The sequence below is a fragment of the Mesoflavibacter sp. CH_XMU1422-2 genome, assembly GCF_037029245.1.
In the GTDB taxonomy this organism is placed as follows: domain Bacteria; phylum Bacteroidota; class Bacteroidia; order Flavobacteriales; family Flavobacteriaceae; genus Mesoflavibacter; species Mesoflavibacter zeaxanthinifaciens.
This window is the reverse complement of sequence record NZ_JAYMEE010000092.1, coordinates 123,214-143,920: the sequence shown is the minus strand read 5'-3', so window position 1 is coordinate 143,920 and position 20,707 is coordinate 123,214. Positions and strand designations below refer to the sequence as shown.

Annotated in this window: 23 protein-coding genes; 10 read left to right on the top strand and 13 right to left on the bottom strand. The window is 36.6% G+C overall.

What is annotated here, in order from left to right; all coding sequences use genetic code 11:
• Positions 1 to 74: 74 nt before the first annotated feature.
• The 13 genes from WA340_RS13640 to WA340_RS13580 form a co-directional block, all read right to left on the bottom strand.
• Positions 75 to 1,877, bottom strand: a complete 1,803-nt coding sequence (locus WA340_RS13640; protein ID WP_336129479.1) for an efflux RND transporter periplasmic adaptor subunit — start codon at positions 1,875 to 1,877, stop codon at positions 75 to 77.
• A gap of 5 nt (positions 1,878 to 1,882) precedes the next feature.
• Complete coding sequence (locus WA340_RS13635; RefSeq protein ID WP_336129478.1) at positions 1,883 to 2,593, bottom strand: PepSY domain-containing protein; 711 nt, start codon at positions 2,591 to 2,593, stop codon at positions 1,883 to 1,885.
• 6 nt (positions 2,594 to 2,599) lie between these two features.
• Positions 2,600 to 2,971 (bottom strand): nuclear transport factor 2 family protein, encoded by a 372-nt coding sequence (locus WA340_RS13630; RefSeq protein WP_336129477.1) that lies wholly within the window; start codon positions 2,969 to 2,971, stop codon positions 2,600 to 2,602.
• A 128-nt stretch (positions 2,972 to 3,099) separates the two neighbouring features.
• Positions 3,100 to 3,651: a potassium channel family protein gene (locus tag WA340_RS13625; RefSeq protein ID WP_286949760.1), complete on the bottom strand. Its 552-nt coding sequence runs from the start codon at positions 3,649 to 3,651 to the stop codon at positions 3,100 to 3,102.
• A gap of 12 nt (positions 3,652 to 3,663) precedes the next feature.
• Positions 3,664 to 3,798 (bottom strand): hypothetical protein, encoded by a 135-nt coding sequence (locus tag WA340_RS13620; protein ID WP_286949762.1) that lies wholly within the window; start codon positions 3,796 to 3,798, stop codon positions 3,664 to 3,666.
• 399 nt (positions 3,799 to 4,197) lie between these two features.
• Positions 4,198 to 4,743, bottom strand: a complete 546-nt coding sequence (locus WA340_RS13615) for a DUF3347 domain-containing protein (RefSeq protein ID WP_129759403.1) — start codon at positions 4,741 to 4,743, stop codon at positions 4,198 to 4,200.
• 17 nt (positions 4,744 to 4,760) lie between these two features.
• Positions 4,761 to 5,213, bottom strand: coding sequence for a heme-binding domain-containing protein (locus WA340_RS13610; RefSeq protein ID WP_041579013.1), 453 nt, complete (start codon positions 5,211 to 5,213; stop codon positions 4,761 to 4,763).
• Complete coding sequence (locus WA340_RS13605) at positions 5,214 to 5,843, bottom strand: DUF3347 domain-containing protein (protein WP_336129476.1); 630 nt, start codon at positions 5,841 to 5,843, stop codon at positions 5,214 to 5,216.
• 43 nt (positions 5,844 to 5,886) lie between these two features.
• A complete protein-coding gene (locus WA340_RS13600) occupies positions 5,887 to 8,316 on the bottom strand; it encodes a multicopper oxidase domain-containing protein (RefSeq protein ID WP_336129475.1) in 2,430 nt (809 codons plus the stop codon).
• Between the two features lie 2 nt (positions 8,317 to 8,318).
• A complete protein-coding gene (locus tag WA340_RS13595; RefSeq protein WP_336129474.1) occupies positions 8,319 to 9,536 on the bottom strand; it encodes a TolC family protein in 1,218 nt (405 codons plus the stop codon).
• Positions 9,533 to 13,273: an efflux RND transporter permease subunit gene (locus WA340_RS13590; RefSeq protein ID WP_336129473.1), complete on the bottom strand. Its 3,741-nt coding sequence runs from the start codon at positions 13,271 to 13,273 to the stop codon at positions 9,533 to 9,535. Before WA340_RS13590 ends, WA340_RS13595 begins: the two co-directional genes overlap by 4 nt.
• A 104-nt stretch (positions 13,274 to 13,377) precedes the next feature.
• A complete protein-coding gene (locus tag WA340_RS13585; RefSeq protein WP_129759408.1) occupies positions 13,378 to 13,794 on the bottom strand; it encodes an HYC_CC_PP family protein in 417 nt (138 codons plus the stop codon).
• A 77-nt stretch (positions 13,795 to 13,871) separates the two neighbouring features.
• Positions 13,872 to 14,306, bottom strand: coding sequence for a hypothetical protein (locus tag WA340_RS13580; protein ID WP_129759409.1), 435 nt, complete (start codon positions 14,304 to 14,306; stop codon positions 13,872 to 13,874).
• Between the two features lie 211 nt (positions 14,307 to 14,517).
• On the opposite strand from WA340_RS13580, the gene WA340_RS13575 reads away from it, so the two are divergent.
• The 10 genes from WA340_RS13575 (at position 14,518) to WA340_RS13530 (ending at position 20,706) form a co-directional block, all read left to right on the top strand.
• On the top strand, positions 14,518 to 14,940 hold the full coding sequence (locus WA340_RS13575; RefSeq protein ID WP_442920778.1) for an HYC_CC_PP family protein: 423 nt from the start codon (positions 14,518 to 14,520) through the stop codon (positions 14,938 to 14,940).
• Between the two features lie 177 nt (positions 14,941 to 15,117).
• The gene (locus WA340_RS13570) at positions 15,118 to 15,699 is read left to right on the top strand and encodes a helix-turn-helix domain-containing protein (protein ID WP_009778903.1); all 582 of its coding nucleotides are present in this window, start codon (positions 15,118 to 15,120) and stop codon (positions 15,697 to 15,699) included.
• Positions 15,700 to 15,770: 71 nt separating this feature from the next.
• Positions 15,771 to 16,373 carry a WG repeat-containing protein gene (locus tag WA340_RS13565; RefSeq protein WP_336129470.1) on the top strand — a complete coding sequence of 201 codons (603 nt, stop codon included), beginning with the start codon at positions 15,771 to 15,773 and terminating at the stop codon, positions 16,371 to 16,373.
• A gap of 75 nt (positions 16,374 to 16,448) precedes the next feature.
• On the top strand, positions 16,449 to 16,694 hold the full coding sequence (locus WA340_RS13560; RefSeq protein WP_336129469.1) for a hypothetical protein: 246 nt from the start codon (positions 16,449 to 16,451) through the stop codon (positions 16,692 to 16,694).
• An 11-nt stretch (positions 16,695 to 16,705) separates the two neighbouring features.
• Positions 16,706 to 16,924: a heavy-metal-associated domain-containing protein gene (locus tag WA340_RS13555; RefSeq protein ID WP_336129468.1), complete on the top strand. Its 219-nt coding sequence runs from the start codon at positions 16,706 to 16,708 to the stop codon at positions 16,922 to 16,924.
• A 19-nt stretch (positions 16,925 to 16,943) separates the two neighbouring features.
• Positions 16,944 to 17,162 (top strand): SHOCT domain-containing protein, encoded by a 219-nt coding sequence (locus WA340_RS13550; protein WP_336129467.1) that lies wholly within the window; start codon positions 16,944 to 16,946, stop codon positions 17,160 to 17,162.
• Between the two features lie 17 nt (positions 17,163 to 17,179).
• Positions 17,180 to 17,455, top strand: a complete 276-nt coding sequence (locus WA340_RS13545) for a DUF5676 family membrane protein (protein WP_336129466.1) — start codon at positions 17,180 to 17,182, stop codon at positions 17,453 to 17,455.
• 3 nt (positions 17,456 to 17,458) lie between these two features.
• Positions 17,459 to 18,733 (top strand): multicopper oxidase family protein, encoded by a 1,275-nt coding sequence (locus WA340_RS13540; RefSeq protein WP_336129465.1) that lies wholly within the window; start codon positions 17,459 to 17,461, stop codon positions 18,731 to 18,733.
• A 17-nt stretch (positions 18,734 to 18,750) separates the two neighbouring features.
• A complete protein-coding gene (locus WA340_RS13535; protein WP_336129464.1) occupies positions 18,751 to 19,905 on the top strand; it encodes a hypothetical protein in 1,155 nt (384 codons plus the stop codon).
• Between the two features lie 96 nt (positions 19,906 to 20,001).
• Positions 20,002 to 20,706, top strand: a complete 705-nt coding sequence (locus tag WA340_RS13530) for an AlbA family DNA-binding domain-containing protein (protein WP_336129463.1) — start codon at positions 20,002 to 20,004, stop codon at positions 20,704 to 20,706.
• The last annotated feature ends 1 nt before the right edge of the window (position 20,707 follow it).

Sequence of the window (20,707 nt, the reverse complement as noted above, 5' to 3'; positions counted from 1 at the left end):
CTTCTACTTTCACTCATCATCGCTCTTCTTACCATTGCATATATTCCTTTATGGAACTCTTATTTAAGGCTGACCTATTCTATGGTCTCCCTTACTTCACCACATTTTAACATTGCTTCTCCGTAATACGGATTGCGAATTTCTTCTTCAAGGCTTAACCAATAAGCACCTTTATTGTTATCTGCCATAGGGCAATACTCGCTATAGACTTTTTGGTTTACCCCAAAAAGTTGTACAGCACTTATCATATGTGCAGAAAGGTGCTTAAAATGTCCTCTTTGTGCCGCTATATCTGAATTGTTTTCAATAGCATTTGCAGAATTTTTTACCTCTTTTTGGATTGTCATCCAATGGTTATGTGCTTCTTCATCGGACAATAATTTCATATTTACTTTTGCTAAATTCTGACTTATTCTCTTTGCAGCAGTTTGTGCTTCTTCAGAGTTGTCATCAACTAGAGCATCCTTTAATAGAATATAGCCATCAAAAACCTCTTTTAATTGGCTCTGAAATTTATTAGGAACTTCAATTCTCCTGTTCATCTCTGAATGATTGGTGCTGTTCATCTTTTCCCCTGAACCGTCATTTTGCATTCCTAGATGGCCTTCGTGTCCTGTCATAGTTTTTCCCCCTTCAGCATTCATCATTGATTTTTTGCCTTGCAATTGTGCTGCTGCATCTACGGTAAATGTGCCATTGGTAACCACTTCATCTCCATTTTCAAGGCCTTCAAGTATGGTATAGGTGTCTCCATTGGCATTACCAAGTAAGACTTCTCTCATTTCAAAAACAGCCTCGTTAGGATTTGTTTTGACATAAACCACAGAACGTTCACCAGTCCACATCACAGCTGTAGCAGGAACTGTTATTTTATTTGTGGTGTTTTCTTGAGTACCTTCAATTTTACCTTCAACAAACATTCCTGGTTTAAATAGGTCGTTTTTATTATTTAGTACCGCTCGTACCACGATAGTTCGCGTTGCTGAATTTAATAGTGGGTCTATAAAAGAGACTTTTGCATCAAATACTTCGTTACGATATGCGTTGGTAGTTACTTTAATGGTCTGTCCTACTTTCAAGGAAGCAATTTGGTTTTCATAGGCATCAAACTCTGCCCATACCGTATTGAGGTTGGCTATTTTATATAAGGGTTGTCCTTGCTTAACGTAGTCACCTTCTTCAACCATTTTATGAGTTACCGTACCTGAAACAGTAGCAAATACAGGGAAATATTCTTGCACTTTTCCAGCTGACTCAATAGCGTTAATTTGCTTTTCGGAAAGCTTCCATAATTTCAGTTTATTCCTTACAGCCTTGTACAATTCGGGTTGCGACTCTTTTAAGGATGATGCGGTAAGCAATTCTTGCTGTGCTGCAACCAAGTCTGGCGAATATATCGTAGCCAAGCGCTGGCCTGCGCCTACACGTTCTCCAGTAGAATTAACATATAATTGTTCTATTCTACCTCCAAAATAGGTTACTTGTACAGCATTGGATTCTTCATTGGCTTTTATCTTTCCAGATAACTTTAGAAAATTATTCCCGATTTCACCCTCACCAACAATGGATGTTTGAATGTTGGCCAATGCCATTGCATTATCTGTCATTTTAAACTGATCTGCCATAAGACCATCTGCTCCTGCTTCAGCAGGTATTAAATCCATTCCACAAATTGGGCAGTCACCAGGTTCTGGTTGCATAATCTGTGGGTGCATAGAGCAGGTCCACATTTGATTAGAAGCAATTTCTTCTGAATGATTGTGATTCTCCGTAACCTCATTTGTTGCACCATCAGCAGAATCTCCACCAAAAATTAGAAAGCCACCCAATAGGCCAACAATCAACGCAACACCTATGTAAATGATGTTTTTATTCATAATATTTATTTTTTATTTTTTTTACTAATTTTTCTAATGGTCGGTGATGACGTATACCAGAGCAAAAATCCACTCAAAACAGTAATTAAGCCCAAAAGTGAAAATGCTCTTAAAACAATGGTGTTAAAATTATCTCGTCCTTGATAATCCATAGTATGTGTCATCCATAAAAAATCGAACCAACGCCAATCTCGGTGGCGAACTGTTTGAAACGCTCCATTTTCAATGGCCACATAAGCTTTAAGATTTTCATTAGTTTTATATGAAATCTCATAAGCTGGCAGAGGTCTTCCCCTGTATTCGTGGTGGTCGCTTACTGATTCAATTCTTTGTATTTTATCTATTTTTAAATCTGACAACATATAGCGCTCAGCCACTTTAATTGCTTCTTGCTCAGTAATCCCGTTCTTTTTAATGCCTGAAACCGCATTGTACAAGTATTCTTCATTTATCCAATAATAAGGTTCGCCAGCTATTTCCAACAGTTCTAAGTTTTGAATTGGTCTCTCTAAGTTTAGTTGAGCAGTACCTAACAGGTTATTGAAGGATGTTTGTTTAGGTTTCTCTTTCTTAAACTGGTCTCCGTGGATATCATCAATATCTGTCCAACTAAAATACAGACCACTAATCGTCCACATTAGGAATTGAATCCCAATAAAAAGACCTAAATATCTATGTGCCTTTCTAATTTTTAGTGCTGTTTTTCTACCTACCATTAACAACTACTTTTTGTTTCTTGATGAAGAATGTGTTTTAATAATTTTCCATTGGCCATCTATTTTCTTTAGAATTGAGGTTGCTACTCCTTTTTTCTTAATAGTTCGGGACTTACCTGTTTCGTCTGGATTTAATACGATGGTGTAAACATAGGTTTCTGTAGTAAATGCGTAGGGTGCATCTACTTTCACATCGATTTTATAATCTGAAAAAGTAAAACTTTTAAAGTGCCCCAGTTCTTGACCTAGATGGTGTTCTATGTAATGCTCATAGGTACCCTCAATACCGCCTGATTCATATACCTCGGAATCTTTTGCAAACAACTCAAATGTGCCTTTGGTAGTGAGATTTTGCAATGCATCTTTGTACGATTTCATTATTTTTAGAACAGCTTCTTTATCTGTTGTACTCCCTGCATTTTGGCTAAAGATTTGGCCAGTGGTAAACAGAAGTAGTATTAAGGTTGTTGCTAGTTTAAGTGTTTTCATTTTCAAAGTTTTTGTGATTATTTATTGACGTGTATTCTATTAATGTTGGCAATACCAAAAACCAAAACCAAAAAGCTCAAGAAAACCTCCATAATTACCAAGAGTTTACCAGGAATTGTTAATGGCACTATATCTCCAAAACCAACAGATGAAAAAGTGATTAGGCTGAAATATGTAAACTCAAAAAACTCTTTAAAAAATGAACCTTCAAGTGATGTTGCAGACTTAAAATTTTCTGAATTCAATACGTACAACGCCAGATAATCTGCCGAAAAGGAAACGATAATCAAGACAATTAATACGGCGAACAATGTAAGAACGTGTGTGAGTTGATGGCTTTCGCCTATTATTTTACTTAATTGTATAAAAGTGAGCCTAACAATGAATATCGTTTTGGCCAAGGCTAACCCAACTACTAATACTGGTAGAAACAAGCTGTCGGGGTTTTCATTAACCCATAATACATAACTTAAGGACAAAAGCGTAACTACACCAGCAGTGAACAATACTTTTTTAAAGAGCTGTTCGTAAAACCCCGTGTCTTTAGGTATGTTGGTTATATCGTCCATATTCATTGTGTTCTAATCAAATAGCTGAAGTGCCAACGCACCACCAATTATTACAATCAGTATTGTATACAGTATGTAATTAAACCATCTTCTAACAGCAGATTTTTCTGCTTTGTGGTGGCATCCGTCTTTACAACAGTCTTTCATCGTTTTAAATTCTAATTCTCACTGCAAATTCCAACTATTAATACTTGAAAATGAGAGTTAAACTCTATCCATCAATCAAAAAACAGGTTTCACTCCCATAATCAAGTACTTCTAAAAGAATTTCTCCTTTTCAAAAGTTTGTATTTTGCCCGATAAAGGAAGAGGGATACTATAATTCTAGGGGGATTTAATCCCTCTCCTTTCTTAACAGGCTGCTATTAACCAAATCAATCTTTCTTTTTCTATTATCTTGTGCCTGACACGGGAAGGAATTAACACTAACCATCAACATTTTCCTTCCCACGACAGGACTTTTTAACTATCCTGACAACCTAGTATCTTCTATCCTCTGTTAACTAATAAACCATCACGATAGGTAGATTGCTTGAGATAGATTATCTATTGAATAGTTTTTTGAACTTTTCCACATTTTAGCATTCGACTCCCGTAGTATGGATTTCTAACTTCTTCTTTAGTGCTTAACCAAGCACTACCCTTATCATACATTGGGCAAAACTGTTGGTACAGCTTATTCTTTGTACCCGTAATAGCTACCATATCGGCAATATCCTTACTCAACACTTTAAAATGCTCTCTTTGATGAGCTATTTCACTTTTTGAAATATGTTCTGCGTGCTCAATGGCATCTTGAATAATGTCAGCCAATTCTTTTTGCTCTTTAGCTGTATAGTTAGACTCGTCGAACGCTTTCAGTGAAGCCACCAATTTAGTGCTTGCCTCAACTGCTTTTTCTGAATCATCTGCCACCAAAGCATCTTTTAAGCTGAAATAATCACTTAAAATTGCCTCTGCTTTTGTATCACCTTTCATATCCATCATTTTATTGTGATTATGGTCGTGATTCATTTTTTCCTTTTCCTGTGCATTGGTAAAAGAAACTGTTAACAGTAACATTACTATTACACTGATTTTTAAATTTTTCATCTTATCTTTTTTTTTAATTATAAACTGTCTTTTAAATTTTCCATATACTTCACAACCTTCTGGGTTTCTTCTTCAGAAAAAGTGGCCTCCTTGTGAATTAAAGTATAGGAAGCCATAGGCATTTCACCGCTTTCAATCTGTTTGATGATGGACCTTAGCTTACTTGCTTTTCTTCGACTGGAAAGGGAATCCCATTCATTGAAGTTCAACTCTGCTTTTCCTTCTTTGATATGCCCTTCTAAAAACCAAGCTACAGGTTGCACCTTGTTATACCAAGGATACTGTGTATTATTACTGTGGCAATCATAACAAGAGACTTGCAGTTTGTTCTGAATATCACTTGGGACATCATTTACCAACATAAAGTCCGTTTTAGGAACACTATCGCTTTGATTGCGCTCCACGGGAAAAAACTGTATTCCGAGGAACGCAACTAATAAGACTATTGCTATGATTTTTACAATTTTCATTTAGTTAATTTCTCGCTGTACCTTTCCGCATTTCAACATCTTGCTTCCATAATATGGATTGCGTACTTCTTCCTTAGTACTCAACCAAGCTGTACCACCATCGTACATCGGGCAAAACTGCTCGTATAGCCTCACTTCTGTTCCTGTAATCGCCACCATATCTGTTATATCCTTGCTCAATACTTTAAAATGCTCTCTCTGGTGCGCGATATCACTTTCTGAAATATGTTCTGCGTGTTCAGTGGCGTCTTCAATTATATCATTCAGTTCACTTTGCTCATTACCTGAATATTTAGAAGTGTCAAAAGCTTTAAGTGATTTAGCCAATACACCTCCTAAATTTTTCGCTTTTGCGTTGTCATCGGCTACCAAAGCGTCTTTAAGATTGAAATAATCATTTAATACGGCCTGTGAGGTACCGTTGCCATTCATCGTCATTTCCTTTTTATCACCATCGTGATGACCATCGCTATTATCGTGATTCATTTTTGAATGGTCTCCATCTGCATTCATCTCTGAATGATGCTCTGTTGAATTATTCTTGTCTGTTTTAGCGTCTTTACAAGACACTGCTGTTAAGGTTACAAATGCTATTGCAACTATCCCTAATACTAATTTTAATTTGCTCATTTTGTTTTTAATTTAATTATTATTGATATATGTTAATCTTTATTTAAAATCTTGCTAAAAGACCGCCACCCCAACCATATCGGTTGTTATAGTTTCCTTGAATTGAAAAATTTCTAGAGAGGATGTATGAAAGACCTACCAACCATTGTGTTTCGCTTTCAAAAGAGCTATCTCCTAAATCATTGACCCATCCAAAGTCTGCTCTGTATTCATATTCGCCTTCCAGAAAAATTCTTGGAAAAATCAATAACTCTCTATCCAGACGTACCCTTGGGCGTAGCTGGTTATCCATACTCACATCTACATTGAACCTGTAAGGCGTAAAGTATTTTACCCCAATAAGACCCACTGTATTGAACTCATCGAAGGAATTTGGTATTTCTGTTTCGGTATTAACACCTACATAGAGACGTACCCAATCATTTAGGTATCTATCATAGTTCACTTCGGCTTCAAGATTTCTGTCATAATCGAACTCTGCCCGTAAACCAAATCCATTTCGGATATTGCTTGACATCAAAAAGAGTTCGTTAAAATTTGAGCCTGCACGCAACAATCCCCAAGAATAATAATGGTCTGTTTCGTCAATCAGTTTTTGAGCGGGAAAATCCTTCATCCTTACATCTCTTGGGGTATCATAACTAAACACTCTTGCCATACCACCCATCATATGATATAGGACGTGACAATGAAAAATCCAGTCTCCATATTCTTCGTTGTAGAACTCTATAACCACTTTTTGCATTGGCGGCACATTAACGGTATGCTTCAATGGTGAACGTTCACCATTTTCATTAATTACCCTGAAAAAATGTCCGTGAAGGTGCATTGGGTGATGCATCATTGTTAGGTTGTTAAGTGTAATACGGGTCACCTCGCCACCCTTGATTTTAATGTTATCGGTCTCTGATAGTGGTACGCCATTCATACTCCAAACATAACGCTGCATATTTCCGGTAAGGTTTAACAGAATATCATTTACGGGTAAATCAGCCTTGTAGGTGGTGTTTTCTTTCGCTTTTAAGAAATCATAGTTAAAATAGGTTTTACGTGTGCTGTAATCAAAGGATGCGGTATCCTTCTGCATCATAGACATATCGTGACCCATATGGCCATCCATCTTATGCGACGGTTGGGTGGATTTCATTGACATTGTATCTTTTTTCATTCCTGCCATAGCGTCCATCTTTTTATCTGTCTCCATATGCATATGATTTTTATTCATATCCATAGGTTTTTGGTCTTCCATTTTCATTTTATCATCCATTTGACCATTATTCATTGACATCTTATCGTGCATTCCCATTTGCATCTGCCCATCCTTCATATTCATCTTCATTCCGTACTTCTGCATCAAATATTCGGGTGTGTTCTTCTTTTTGTTGCCAGTCATTGCAGGTGCCCCCATTTTCATATCCATTTTGGCCATTTGCTTCATCATTGCGACCTTGTCTGGTCTCTCCATTCTTTTTGCTGGATATAGCGTTCCTTGACCCAATCGTAAGGAAGTGCTTCCAGAGCCATCCTGTGTTGTGGCGGTAACTTCTAAAGTACCATCGGGAATGGTTACGATAACATCGTAGGTTTCGGCAATGCCAAAAAGAAATCGGCTTTTGGATACGGGTTCCACATCGATACCGTCACTTGACACCACTATAGGGTTGCCACCACCAAAGTCCATCCAATAATAGGTAGAGGCAGATGCATTGATAAAGCGAAGTCGTACTTTTTCGCCTGGTTTGAATTCTGGATATTCTGCCAATGATTTTCCATTGGTTAGAAAGGCGGGATAGTAGATATCGCTAATATCAGCCCCTCCCATACGGTCTCTCCAAAATTTCAGTTGAGCACCAAAAGCACCTTCTGAAATGACTCTACTCAATGGTACTGCTGTACCTTTTTTAACTTGATACCACTCGTTACCTCTTTTAAGGTTTCGTAGCACGTTCAATGGTTTCTCGTTTGTCCAATCAGAGAGTAGTACCACCAAATCCTTGTCATATTCTAATGTTTTTTCTTTTGGGTGAATAATGATTGAACCATAAACACCTTTCTGTTCTTGTAGCATCGTATGAGAATGATACCAATACGTACCTGACTGGTTGATAGGGATTCTGTATTGAAAAGTCTCTCCTGGTTCGATTGGGGGTGTATTCAAATAAGGGACACCATCATAGAAATTTGGAAGTATCAACCCGTGCCAATGCACTGAGGTTTCTTTATCCATTTTATTGGTGACGTTGATGATGGCAAGTTCTCCTTCGTCAAATTCCAGAACAGGTCCTGGAATACTACCATTGATGGTCATTCCTTTGGCGGTTACACCAGCAAGTGTCATTTCATTTTCTTCAATGGTAAGGTTATACTCCCTTACCGGTCTCCCTTCTTCTTTTCTATCCTGTCCGTTGGTGCCTACTTGGGCGAATACTGTTGAAGAAAACAGCGATAGTATTATGATTTTTATTGTTTTCATTTTTATTGTGTCAAATAATTAATCAAAGCATACTGTATGTAATAACCTTTAATGGATTCTATAAGGTTTATTTGAAATTTTAATTGCAACTCTTGAACATCCAGTACATCGTTAAAATCAATAGTGCCCGTTTCATAATTCTTTATCAAGATTTCTTCGGCATCATTTGCTTGCTTGAGATTGTCCGATTGAATATTGAATTTTATTCTCGCATTTTCTCGGTTGTACTTCGCATCTGCTAATAGGGTTTCAAGTTTGTTTAATTTATCTTCTTTTTGGGATTGTATCTGCAACTGCTTTAACTGATTCTGTTTTGTTACAGATTTATATTTATTGTTAAAAATTGGAATTGAGATAGACACCATTGGCATTACGATATCTTTTCCATTGTCGGTAAAACTCATATCAGGACGCTCAGAAACTGGTACATAATCCAATCCAAAGCCTATATTGGGCGAGCTCTGTTTTTGATTCAACATCTCTGATTGCTCAACGGACTCATAAAGCTTATCATATTTAATGAGTTCAGGATTTAACTGAAGATTTTCCGTTAAGATTAATGCGTCCTCATCTGGAATAAACATATCCTCAACCACGGTTACGGCAATAGTCTCATCACGATTTAATAGATTATTGAAGGTGGCTTGTTCAGCAAGGTAATCTTGCTCTAATACTTCTTTTTGTTGTACAAGTTCATTTTGCCTAATTTGAAGACGAAGTACATCAACAGCTGATGCCTTATCAACTTCTACCGATGTTAATGCTAAACGTTCATAGGTTTCTAAAAGGTCGATATTTTTCTCAAGAACCAATTGTTTTGCTCTAATAGCATATAGTTTATAATAGGATTGAGAAACTGAAAGTGCCAATTTGCGCTTCATAATGACAATATCTACATATTGAGTTTCCGCTATTGAGCTTGCGTAATTTTCCCTTGCCGAAATAGTTCCAAACCAAGGTAACATTTGCTTGACAGAGAAACGTGCGCGTTGCGCTCCTGTACGGGTTTCGGGTTCACTTATAAAATAGCCAGCACTAATTTGTGTATCTGGCAAGGTATTAGCTTCATTAACTTTTTCTTCGGCTATGTTGTAGCGTAATTCAAAAGCTTGAATCTCGGGATTGTTATCTTGAGCTTCCTGAATGTAAGAGGCTAATTGTTGTGCATTAATCTTCGCGAAAGCGAAAAAGACAATTCCCAATAGAATTATATTTCTCATTTTGTAGCTTTTTTTAATTGAAGTTCGTGTTTCAAACTAAATAATACCGGTACAACAAATAAGGTTATTAGTGCAATTAACATACCTCCGAAACTTGGAATAGCCATTGGTATCATTATATCACTTCCTCTACCTGTTGAAGTGAGTACTGGTAACAAGGCAAGAATGGTTGTTGCCGTCGTCATCAAACAAGGACGGATACGCTTTTCTCCAGCCTCAATTACTGACGCTCTTATTCCTTTTCTGTCTTTAGGCTTGTTTTTATCAAAGGTCTGTGTGAGGTAGGTTGCCATTACCACTCCGTCGTCTGTAGCAATACCAAACAATGCAATAAACCCAACCCAAACGGCAACACTCAAGTTTATAGTGTGCATTTGGAACAGGTCTCGTAGGTTTTCACCAAAGAAGCTAAAGTTCAAAAACCAATCCTGTCCATAAAACCAAATCATTAGAAAGCCTCCTGCAAAAGCCACGGCAATACCTGTAAAAACCATAAGGGATGTTGCAACAGAACGGAACTGGAAATAAAGAATGAGAAATATAATTAGCAATGCGAGTGGCACAACTACACCAAGTGTTTTTTCGGCCCTTAATTGGTTCTCATAGGTTCCTGTAAATTGATAGTTAATTCCTTTTGGCACAACAAGCTGTCCATTATCAATCTTCTCTTGTATGAGTGCTTGGGCGTTTTCTACCACATCTACCTCGGCATAACCATCCAACTTATCAAAGAGCACGTAACCTACTAAAAAAGTATCCTCACTTTTTATGATTTGTGGTCCTTGCTCATAACGAATGGTAACCAATTCACTTATGGGTACTGGGTTGCCCTTTTCTACCGGAACATAAATATCTTTTAAATCATTTGGATTTGCACGTAGCTCTCTTGGATAACGTACGCGTATTCCATATCGCTCCCTGCCTTCAACAGTTTGTGTAAGCACCATACCACCTATAGACACTTGTATCACTTGCTGTACCTGCTGTATGGAAATACCATAACGAGCAAGCTTGTCTCTATCGATATCCAATAAAAGGTAAGGTTTACCAACTATTCGGTCTGCAAAAACGGCTTCATCCTTAACACCGTCGGCTTGTTTTAATATATCCTCCAATTGCACTCCAAAGGCTTCTATCTCATTTAAATCTTGCCCTTTCACTTTGATACCCATTGGTGCTCGCATACCCGTTTGAAGCATTACCAATCGGGTTTCAATAGGTTGTAATTTAGGTGCTGAAGTAACTCCGGGAAGTTTAGTTACCTTTACAATCTCTTTCCAAATATCATCGGGCGATTCAATTTCTGGTCGCCAGTTTCTATAATACTCACCATCGTCGTCTGGTATAAGTTGTCTATCAGTAATGTTAAAAGGGTCTTTTAATAAGGTGGCATCATACTTGCCTTCGTCTACTTCCAATTCAACATTTGGATTTGTAACCAAGCTACCATCCTTTAACATAAAGAGACCATCTTCATTAACTTTAAATCGTTGTCTTTCTCTTTTATCATTTAAAATGTATTCAGACTTGTACTGAATTACATTTTCATACATTGACAACGGTGCTGGGTCTAAAGCCGATTCTGTGCGTCCTGATTTACCAACCACCGTTTCAATCTCTGGGATGCTAGCAACGGCCATATCCAATTGTTGTAAAACACGCTTGTTCTCCTCAACCCCAGCGTGAGGCATAGAAGTTGGCATTAAGAGGAAAGAACCTTCATTAAGTGATGGCATAAATTCCTTACCCGTATTCCGCATTATCATAACACCGAAGATGACAATAGCAGTGGGTATGGCTAGAAACAAGAGTTTATTGCGTAACGCCCAATTTAATATGCGCACATAATAGCTCCTAAATAGCGTAAATATACCCAACAGGCCAAAGCATATCAGGCCTACAAATATTAAGTTCCAGAAAATGCTTCTATCTACACCCAATGGTCTCCAATATTCCGCCAACAAGAATACAATGGCAAAGGCTGAAATAAATATGTTGATGATATTAGCTCTATCTGCCGATATTTTTTCTTTAATAGACAGTAAACCAACGATACCATATGCAACCAGTATAAGCCCAAGGGTATGTCCAAAAATTACTGCTAACAGACCAATTATTACTAAAGCAATATTGAGAATGTATCTAAAAGAAATTTTTACATTACGCTTTCTGAAAAAATAGGCTGCAAAAGGTGGTATAAGAAATAATGCCACTATAAGAGATGCTGTGAGTGCCGCTGTTTTTGTGAAGGCCAAAGGTCTAAATAACTTACCTTCAGCTCCTATCATAGTGAATACAGGAATAAAACTTATTATTGTGGTCATAACAGCAGTTAGAATAGCGCCAGAGACCTCGGCTGTGGCATTATATACAACTGTATTCATTGGTAGGTTCTGGTCATTTTCATCTATATGACGCAGTACATTTTCAGATAGAATAACTCCCACATCTACCATTGTACCAATGGCGATGGCAATACCAGATAAGGCGACAATATTGGCATCTACATTAAACAACTTCATTGATATAAAAACCATCAATACCGCCACAGGTAATAGTCCTGAAATCAATACAGATGCTCTAAGGTTGAATACCATAATGATAATTACGAAAATGGTTATCAAAATTTCTAGAGTCAATGCTTCATCAAGTGTTCCTAATGTTTCCTGTATGAGTTCGGTTCTATCATAAAAAGGAACAATGGTCAACTGCGATGTCCTTCCATCGCTCAGAGTTTTAGAAGGTAAGCCTGAACTTAGTTCATTTATTTTCTCCTTAACATTATTAATAACCGCCATAGGGTTAGCGCCGTAGCGGGCTACTACAACACCACCTACAACTTCAGCACCTTCTTTATCTAAAAGCCCTCTTCTTGTCGCAGGGCCGTGAGAGACGTTGGCAATATCCTTTAAGCGTATAGAGGTAAAATCTTCTGAAGTAACTACTGCATTCTCCAGGTCTGAAATAGACTTAACATACCCTAAACCACGGATTAGATATTCAGCCTGATTGATTTCTAAGGTCTGGGCGCCTACATCTTGATTACTTTGTTTAACTGCTTTAACAACCTCATTTAAGCCAATTTTATACTGCTTCATCAACTCTGGGTTGACATCCACTTGGTATTCTAAAACGTAACCACCAATAGAGGCTACTTCTGAAACACCGCTTGCTGAGGACAGTGCATATTTCACATAAAAGTCCTGGATACTTCTTAATTCTTGTAAGTCCCAACCGCCTGTTACATTTCCATTTTCATCACGACCCTCTAATGTGTACCAATAAATTTGCCCTAGACCTGTAGCATCCGGACCCAGTGCGGGATTCACTCCGTCGGGTAATAATCCAGCGGGCAACGAATTTAATTTTTCGAGAATACGGCTTCGACTCCAATAAAATTCTATGTCTTCTTCAAAAATGATATAAATACTGGAAAAACCGAACATCGAAGAACTCCGTATGGTCTTTACCCCAGGAATACCAAGAAGTGAAGTGGTAAGCGGATAGGTTATTTGGTCTTCAATATCTTGTGGCGAACGTCCATCCCATTTCGTGAATACAATTTGTTGGTTTTCGCCAATATCTGGTATGGCATCTACGGCAACAGGGTCTCGAGGAAGTGAGCCTGTATTCCATTCAAACGGGGCGTTTACGACTCCCCAAGCAATAAAAAGTGCAAGTAGTAGAACGGCTACTAGTTTGTTTTCTATTAAAAATTTGATGCTTTTATTTAGCATATAAATGAGTTTTTAAGTAATTATAATTTTGTTGTCTAAAACAAAAACCAAGCAGTTTAGTCCATACAATTTAATGTTGGACTACAGTACTAATTACTTAAAAATCAAATAAGGAAAGTTTGGTCTAAAACTTGAACATCCCTGACCAAGGGAGGCGGAGAATAATCCGTGAAAGTAATTTTTTCTGTTTGTTGTTCTGCAAACAGATTTATATAAGTGTAAATAAATGTAGCAACTAATTTCTGTTGCTCTTTATTTAATTTATCAAAAGAAAGTTTTAAGTTATCCTGACCATCTACAACTAATTGCTCGTTACTGCAACAATCTTTTTTAGCCAAACTGCATTCCGAAGAATCAGTTTTTTGTTGTGTTTCCATACCACAGGTATCTACAGCACCAAACATTGAAGTATCCACCAAAACATCCCCACAATAATGACTTTCAATTGTGAAAGACAATGTAGATAGAAACACTAAAAGTGCCATACAAAAGGATACTATTTTATAAAAAACCTTCTTCATTGGTTCTGCAAAGCTACAAAAATTTTTACATTTTAATTTTGTTTAACATAAATTTAGTTTTTTACAAAAGTAAAATACTAGTTACCATCCTTTGATTTACTCATGGTCATAATATACTCTACTAGGCTTTTTATCTCTATAGGAGGATTACCATGATCAAAACTAGATGACTCATATTCTTTATCATTTACAAACACTTTAAGTTTTGCATGTGCAGCACCATCATATTTTCTTTTATCTGAAGGAGCTTTTAGGTATGGGAGTTCTTTAAGCTTAATTTGATTGACCAATCTATTTACTTTATCCCATTGTTTCTCACTTAAATTGACAGTAGCCGTCGTTTTTTTTCCTCTGTCGTCACTATAAAACATAACATCCTTTGTCAATGTCATTTTCTCAAAACTGCCTCGGGAAATTGCCTGATACTCCAGCTTTAAATCTGTCAACTTCTCTTGAGAAATGACAGTTTGCCCTACAATGAGAGTAACGAATAATATTAGCATCTTTTTCATAGTCAATTTTTTGCAAATCTATTAGAAGTTACCAAAATTATAAATCTTGCTGCATTTGAAATATGACAAATGTCATATTTCTGTTTAATCTTTAGATTTACATTTGTATGAATGGGAATTTGTTTAACACTCGTAAAATATTAATAAGGAGTATGTTGAAATAAAAACTCATTTTACTTAAATGTTAAACAAAATTTCTTAAATTTATCAGGTGAAAACGTTTTTTACAAAAATATTGTCTTTCTTTTTAGCAGCATTTATTTTGCTATCAACCTCTTCCTTTACAGTAAATATGCATTTTTGCTGTAATAAGTTAGTGGATATGGCATTCTTCAGCAAAGCTGAAGCTTGCAAGGACAAGGTTCAAAAGGAAAATAATCCTTTTAAAAAATGTACATCTATACAAGAAAAAGATTGTTGCGACAATCAGACTATACTAAAAGAAGCTAATGACGCCTTCAAAAAATCAACTACGGTTTTAGAAGCTGACCAATTAGTATTTGTAAAAACATTTATTTACACCTACATTAACCTTTTTGAAGGGCTAGATAAAAATATAATTCCTTTCGAGGCCTACAGGCCGCCCTTGTTGTCCAAGGACATCCATACTCTATACGAGATTTACTTAATTTGATTTTCTACATAGCAGTAAAAGCCCTTTTACTGCACAATTGGTTATAGCCAGCGCTTATTCTTTGGCTGTAAACTGTTGTACCCTATTCCCTACAGTTTTATTTGCAAATTACCCTGTAAACATTCAATTACAGGATTGGCTATTGAGCAAAAGCCCAATAACAATACCTTATTAGATATGACACAACCAAAAGAATTTTGGGTTAAAAATATGGTGTGTAGTCGTTGCTTAAAAGTAATTAAGCAAGAACTACAAGAACTAGGAATAACGGTCCTTTCCCTAGAGCTAGGAAAGCTTTTAGTAGAAGCACCAGACCTAAGCAAGGCACAAATTAACCAAGAGGTTACCCAAGTGCTGCACGCAAATGGTTTTGAGATAGTAAAAAGTGAAGAAGATATGCTTGTTGAAAGAATAAAAATTATTCTAATCGAACAACTTGATGAGCTACCGCTAACGCTAAAAGTTAAGACCTCAGAACATTTATCATCAACCCTTCACCGAGATTACAAGGCATTGAGCAAACTATTCTCATCTAAGGAAAAAACCACCATTGAAAAGTACTTTATAAAATTAAAAATTGAAAAAGTCAAGGAACTCATACAGCTTAAACAGCATTCCTTCTCTGATATAGGGTACTTATTGGATTACAGCAGTGTAAATCACTTATCCAGACAATTTAAGGATGTGGTTGGAATGAGTATGACAGATTATAAAAACACAGAAAATTGGAAGCGAAATTATTACGATGAAATTATGTAGATAAGAACGAAAGTTGTGCAGATAAAGGCTAATGTCATTTGCTATTTTCATCAAACTAAAATGAATAAAAAATGAAAACAATCTTCCTCACATTATTAATTATCCCAATACTGGGAATTGGACAAACCATAGAAAACATTGACTTTGTGTCCCCTTTTCACGACGGTCTTTCAGCTGTAAAGAAAGGAAATAGTTGGGCATTTATTGACGAAAACGGCTCTATAATCATTGATTTTAGAGAAGACTTGGTAAAGACCAAAACCGACAAGGGCTACTATCCTCTGTTCAGTAATGGAAAATGTATTATAGCCCACAAAAAAGATGATATACTCTATTATGGGTTCATTGACAAAAAAGGAAACATAAGTATCGAACCACAGTTTCTAAATGTCTTAAACTTTCAAGGTAACAAGGCCTTGGCATTAATAGTACATAAAGAGACCATAGGCTATAATGATATTTTTAAAAAAGATGTTGTTAACTACCATTATTTTGAAGTGGTCATCGATGAGAACGGAAACGTCTTGGACCACCTTACCCAATTGGCTTTACATATTTCCCCAAAATACTCTAAAAGCAAAGAACCACCTGTTATCACATCTAAATTTATTTCTGATAATCTGATAGCAGTAAAAAGCGATGAAAATAAATGGAACTTAAGAAAAATCAAGTAGTAAGATGTATTCACTTAAAGAAAAAATAAAAAAGTAATAAAACTAAAGATTATGAAAAACAATCACTGGATATGGATGATTATAGGCTGTGGTTTACCGCTTCTGTTCATCTTTTTAGCACCTTCTTTTGGTATAGGAGGAGGCTCTTCCCTTTTCATCTTCATATTATTTATGTTCGCCATTCACCTGTTTATGCCTCACGGGTCTCACGGCCACGGAGGACACAGACACAACAATGGAAACCATAATAATCACGAACATAATGAAAAGCAGTCTGATGATGGTTCAACAGAGAAAAGAAAAGGACATCAACATCATTAATAGCAAATGTTATGAAACAAAAATTTCAAATAAGCGGAATCAGCTGCGGTGGATGTGTATCAAGAGTAAAAAAGACTTTGGAAGAACATCCCAATATCGAAAAGGCAGAAATTTTTCTGGCACCAAAAGGAGCTACACGTATCACGATGAATGAAGCACTTTCGGTTGCCGACTTGCAAAAGCAACTCGATGAGCTCAATGGATATACAATCACAGAACTTAATCAATAACAATTAAAATCTAAAAACTATGCATTTATACGACGGACACTTTGGAGGAATGCACCTAATATGGTGGATTATATGGGTCATCTTACTTGCTTGGATATTCTTTATCCCAGCAGATATCCCTTATCAAAAAACAAAGAAGGACAGCCCACTGGATATTCTTAAAAACCGCTTTGCAAAAGGCGAAATATCCAAGGAAGAATTTGAGGAATCAAAAAAGATTTTAAAATCAGACAACTAACTCAAAACTTTAAAATTATGTATCGATTAAACGTAAAGAAATTAGGATTCGCATTCGGGCTTACCGGAGCGTTAATTTACTTAGGCTGTATGATAGTTATGTCAACAGCAGGTCGAGAAGCCACTATCGAATTTTTCAACAGCCTATTGCACGGCTTGGATACCACAAGTATTATCAGGATGGATGTGCCACTATGGGAAGCCGGTTTGGGAATAGTACAGATATTCATTTTAGGATGGCTAATAGGTGCCTGTATTGCGGCTTTTTATAATGCTCAAATAAAAAATAAATAAATTATGGACAGAAGAGATTTTCTAGCAACAGGGGCAGTTTCAACAGCAGGAATGTTGTTTTTCCCTGGCAATCTATTGGCAAAAGAAGCTAAAAATGAGAATAAAAAAAGACTCGTAGAGCCCTTACCCTTTAAAATGGATGGAGAGTGGAAAGAGTTTGAACTTTATATAGACCTTCATACACACGAGCCAGCACCAGGTTTTAAGTACCACACTCTCGCCTTCAACGATATGATTCCTGGTCCAGAAATAAGGGTTAACGCAGGCGATAAAGTAAGGGTGAAATTCATTAATAAAACAGATTTAAATCATACGATTCATTGGCACGGTATTTTTGTGCCATGGCGTATGGATGGTGTCCCCTTTGTTACACAACTTCCTGTAATGCCAAAAAATGAATTTATTTATGAATTTGTGGCAGAACCCGAAGGGACACATTTTTACCATTGCCATTGGGGAACACTAATGCATATGCAAGCTGGTATGTTTGGTAGTTTAATAGTAGAAAACCCAAAAGACCCTATAAAAGAAAAGTTTCCATATGAAAGAGAATACACCTTGGTTTATTCGGCTCACGATACCAATTACATCCGTGAAGAAATGAACGGAATGTTAGAAAGAATGAAGCAACGGAGTTATTTAATGAAGCAAGGTCGGTTTACTAGTGAACAGTGGGGTGTTTTTGATAACAAAGAACAGTTTCTAGCCAGTATGGAGAGTGGGTATCAGCCACCTTATGTTACCAACAGAAGGTCTAATGCAGAGCTACCGCAAGCCAACTGGTTTACAGTAAATGGAAAATCATACCCTTCAACACCATACTTGTTCATAAAGTCAGGCGAAAATATTCGGGTAAGATTAATCAATGCTGGTGCAGAAACACATCATCTGCATCTACACGGACACGACTTTTGGATGGTAGCTGATGATGGAGTCCCTCTTGAGCATCCTTGGAAAAGAAATACGGTGCCGCTTACACCAGGAAAAACCTTCGATATCATAATAGAAGGTAATAATAGAGGTATTTGGACATTCCACGACCACGACACTCGTAAAGTAACCAACAATGGTCTATACCCAGGGGGGAACTTACTGGCTTTGGTTTATGAAGATTTACCTGCCGATGAGTTGATTATTTCAAAACATTCAGGAAACCCAATGTACAATCCAAATGCAGGTATGGGAGATATGAAAGAAATGGATAATGAAAAAATGGGTAATATGAACAAAATGATGTTTGGAGATGATAAACTTCCAAAAATCGCTCTTGACGAATAATTTAAAGAACAGTTAAAATGAAAAAAATTATATATATAGCAATCCTGATTTCCGGGCTTGCAAACGCACAGATTACCCCAGAATTTGAAATTGGAGCCAAAGGGGTTTTCTCAGGGAATTTAAACTTTAATTCCGAAGAGTCCAATGCAGTTACGGATTTCTCTGACACTCAATTGTTAATGGGGCTTAGTCAAAAGCTCTATAACAACTGGAGAGCACAATTTGTTTTGGGTCTTCAATTTCCAGACGCCAACTCTAATCTGGGTGAAGTTTTTTACAATAATATCTTTATACGACTCGAAGATAAAACCAATATTTTTAAGGTGGGACGAACACTCGCACAGACCAATTTAAATGAATTTCCAACCCTACGTGACGATGATGCACAACAATTTGTATACGCGCTTAATCCTTTTTCTGACGGAGTAAATACAGAACGTGACCAATATGCCAATGTCTTGGATTATACGCATATATTCAAACAACGCTTTTTTGTTTCAATACACGGTGAAAACTTCTACGATAGTTTAGAGCCCGATGATTTTAGGTTGAATTCTATGGGCGTTTCGTTTATTTATAGAGTGCCAGAAAGTCAAAGGTGGAATAGAAATATAGTCCAACAAATCGGGTTGAGCTACAATAATTATTTTACCGACAGACCAGGTTATTCTAATGATTTTGACTCTTCTGTTAAAAACTTACTCTTTAGTACAATACTAAATTTAAAGCCAGACCCAATAAATTTTGTGGATTTTAAATTTCAAGCTATTCAAAACTTTGGATGGGACGAAATAACGGAGCTTAATGACTATTTCGACTATACAAGAACGCAGTCAACATCTCTCTTTGGCACCTTTAGATTTTTGAAACAAAAACTAGAACGCCCGCATTATCAAATTTCTATTGGCGGTGGATATAAATCTTTGGGCAATCTGTCTACTGATTCAGACCAATTAATATTTATAACAAACGGGTTTTATCGAATGGGCCAGAATTTTGATATTGGATTTCAGTATCGCTATACTGAAAATGCAGGTTTTACCCAAAACTTATTTGGGAAGAATGAGCACCGTTTTCAATTGGCATTGGTTTATTCTTTTAGTCAAATATTCAATAAGCAGTTTGGTGACCGTGAAGACTTATTAAACCTAGAACACAATTATATCAAATAAAAGTTAGTGACCTATACCACGCAACATATTAAAACAATAATTGTTCAAATAGTGATTTGGGCAGGCATTTTCTATTTCTTGGTACACCCTTTTACAATGGTCCTCTATTGGTTTGAGTATAGCAATACAGCATTTTCATTTCCTTTGTTTCAAGACGTTTTAAAAACTCGTTTTTTAGAATCTTTCACTTTCGATATGCGGGGAATGGGTATTCTACTCATGCTTTTAGGAAGTTTTCTGGGTATAATCTCAGGTCTGTTTTTCATAACGATTAAACAAAAGAATAAGCTCATCGGCACACAACAACGATTACTTGTTCGCGATATTGATGCATTGATACAAGCTGGTGAAAATGAAAAGGTGGAATTCAAGTCTTCCATACGCTATGACTATTATCGCAAAGCAACCAACCGCGACCTAGAAAAGGTTATCGCTAAAACCATTACAGGTTTTATGAATGCAAATGGTGGAAAATTAATTATTGGTATAGATGATGATGGAAATGTTTTAGGATTAGAAAACGATTTCAAGACCCTTAAACACAAAAACAGGGATGGTTATGAGCGCGAGGTTTTCAGAATCATTTCTACACAATTAGGCCACGAAGCTTGTTTCAGTAGTCACATTTCCTTCTATAGTTTAAATGAAAAAGATGTGTGTTTAGTTGATATTGAACCTTCTGAAAAACCTGTGTACGTTAGCGATACCGAAAATACCACCTTTTATGTTCGGACAGGTAACGCTACTTATCCACTATCGGTTAAAGAAGCTGTTAATTATTTAGAAACTAGAAAATCATAAA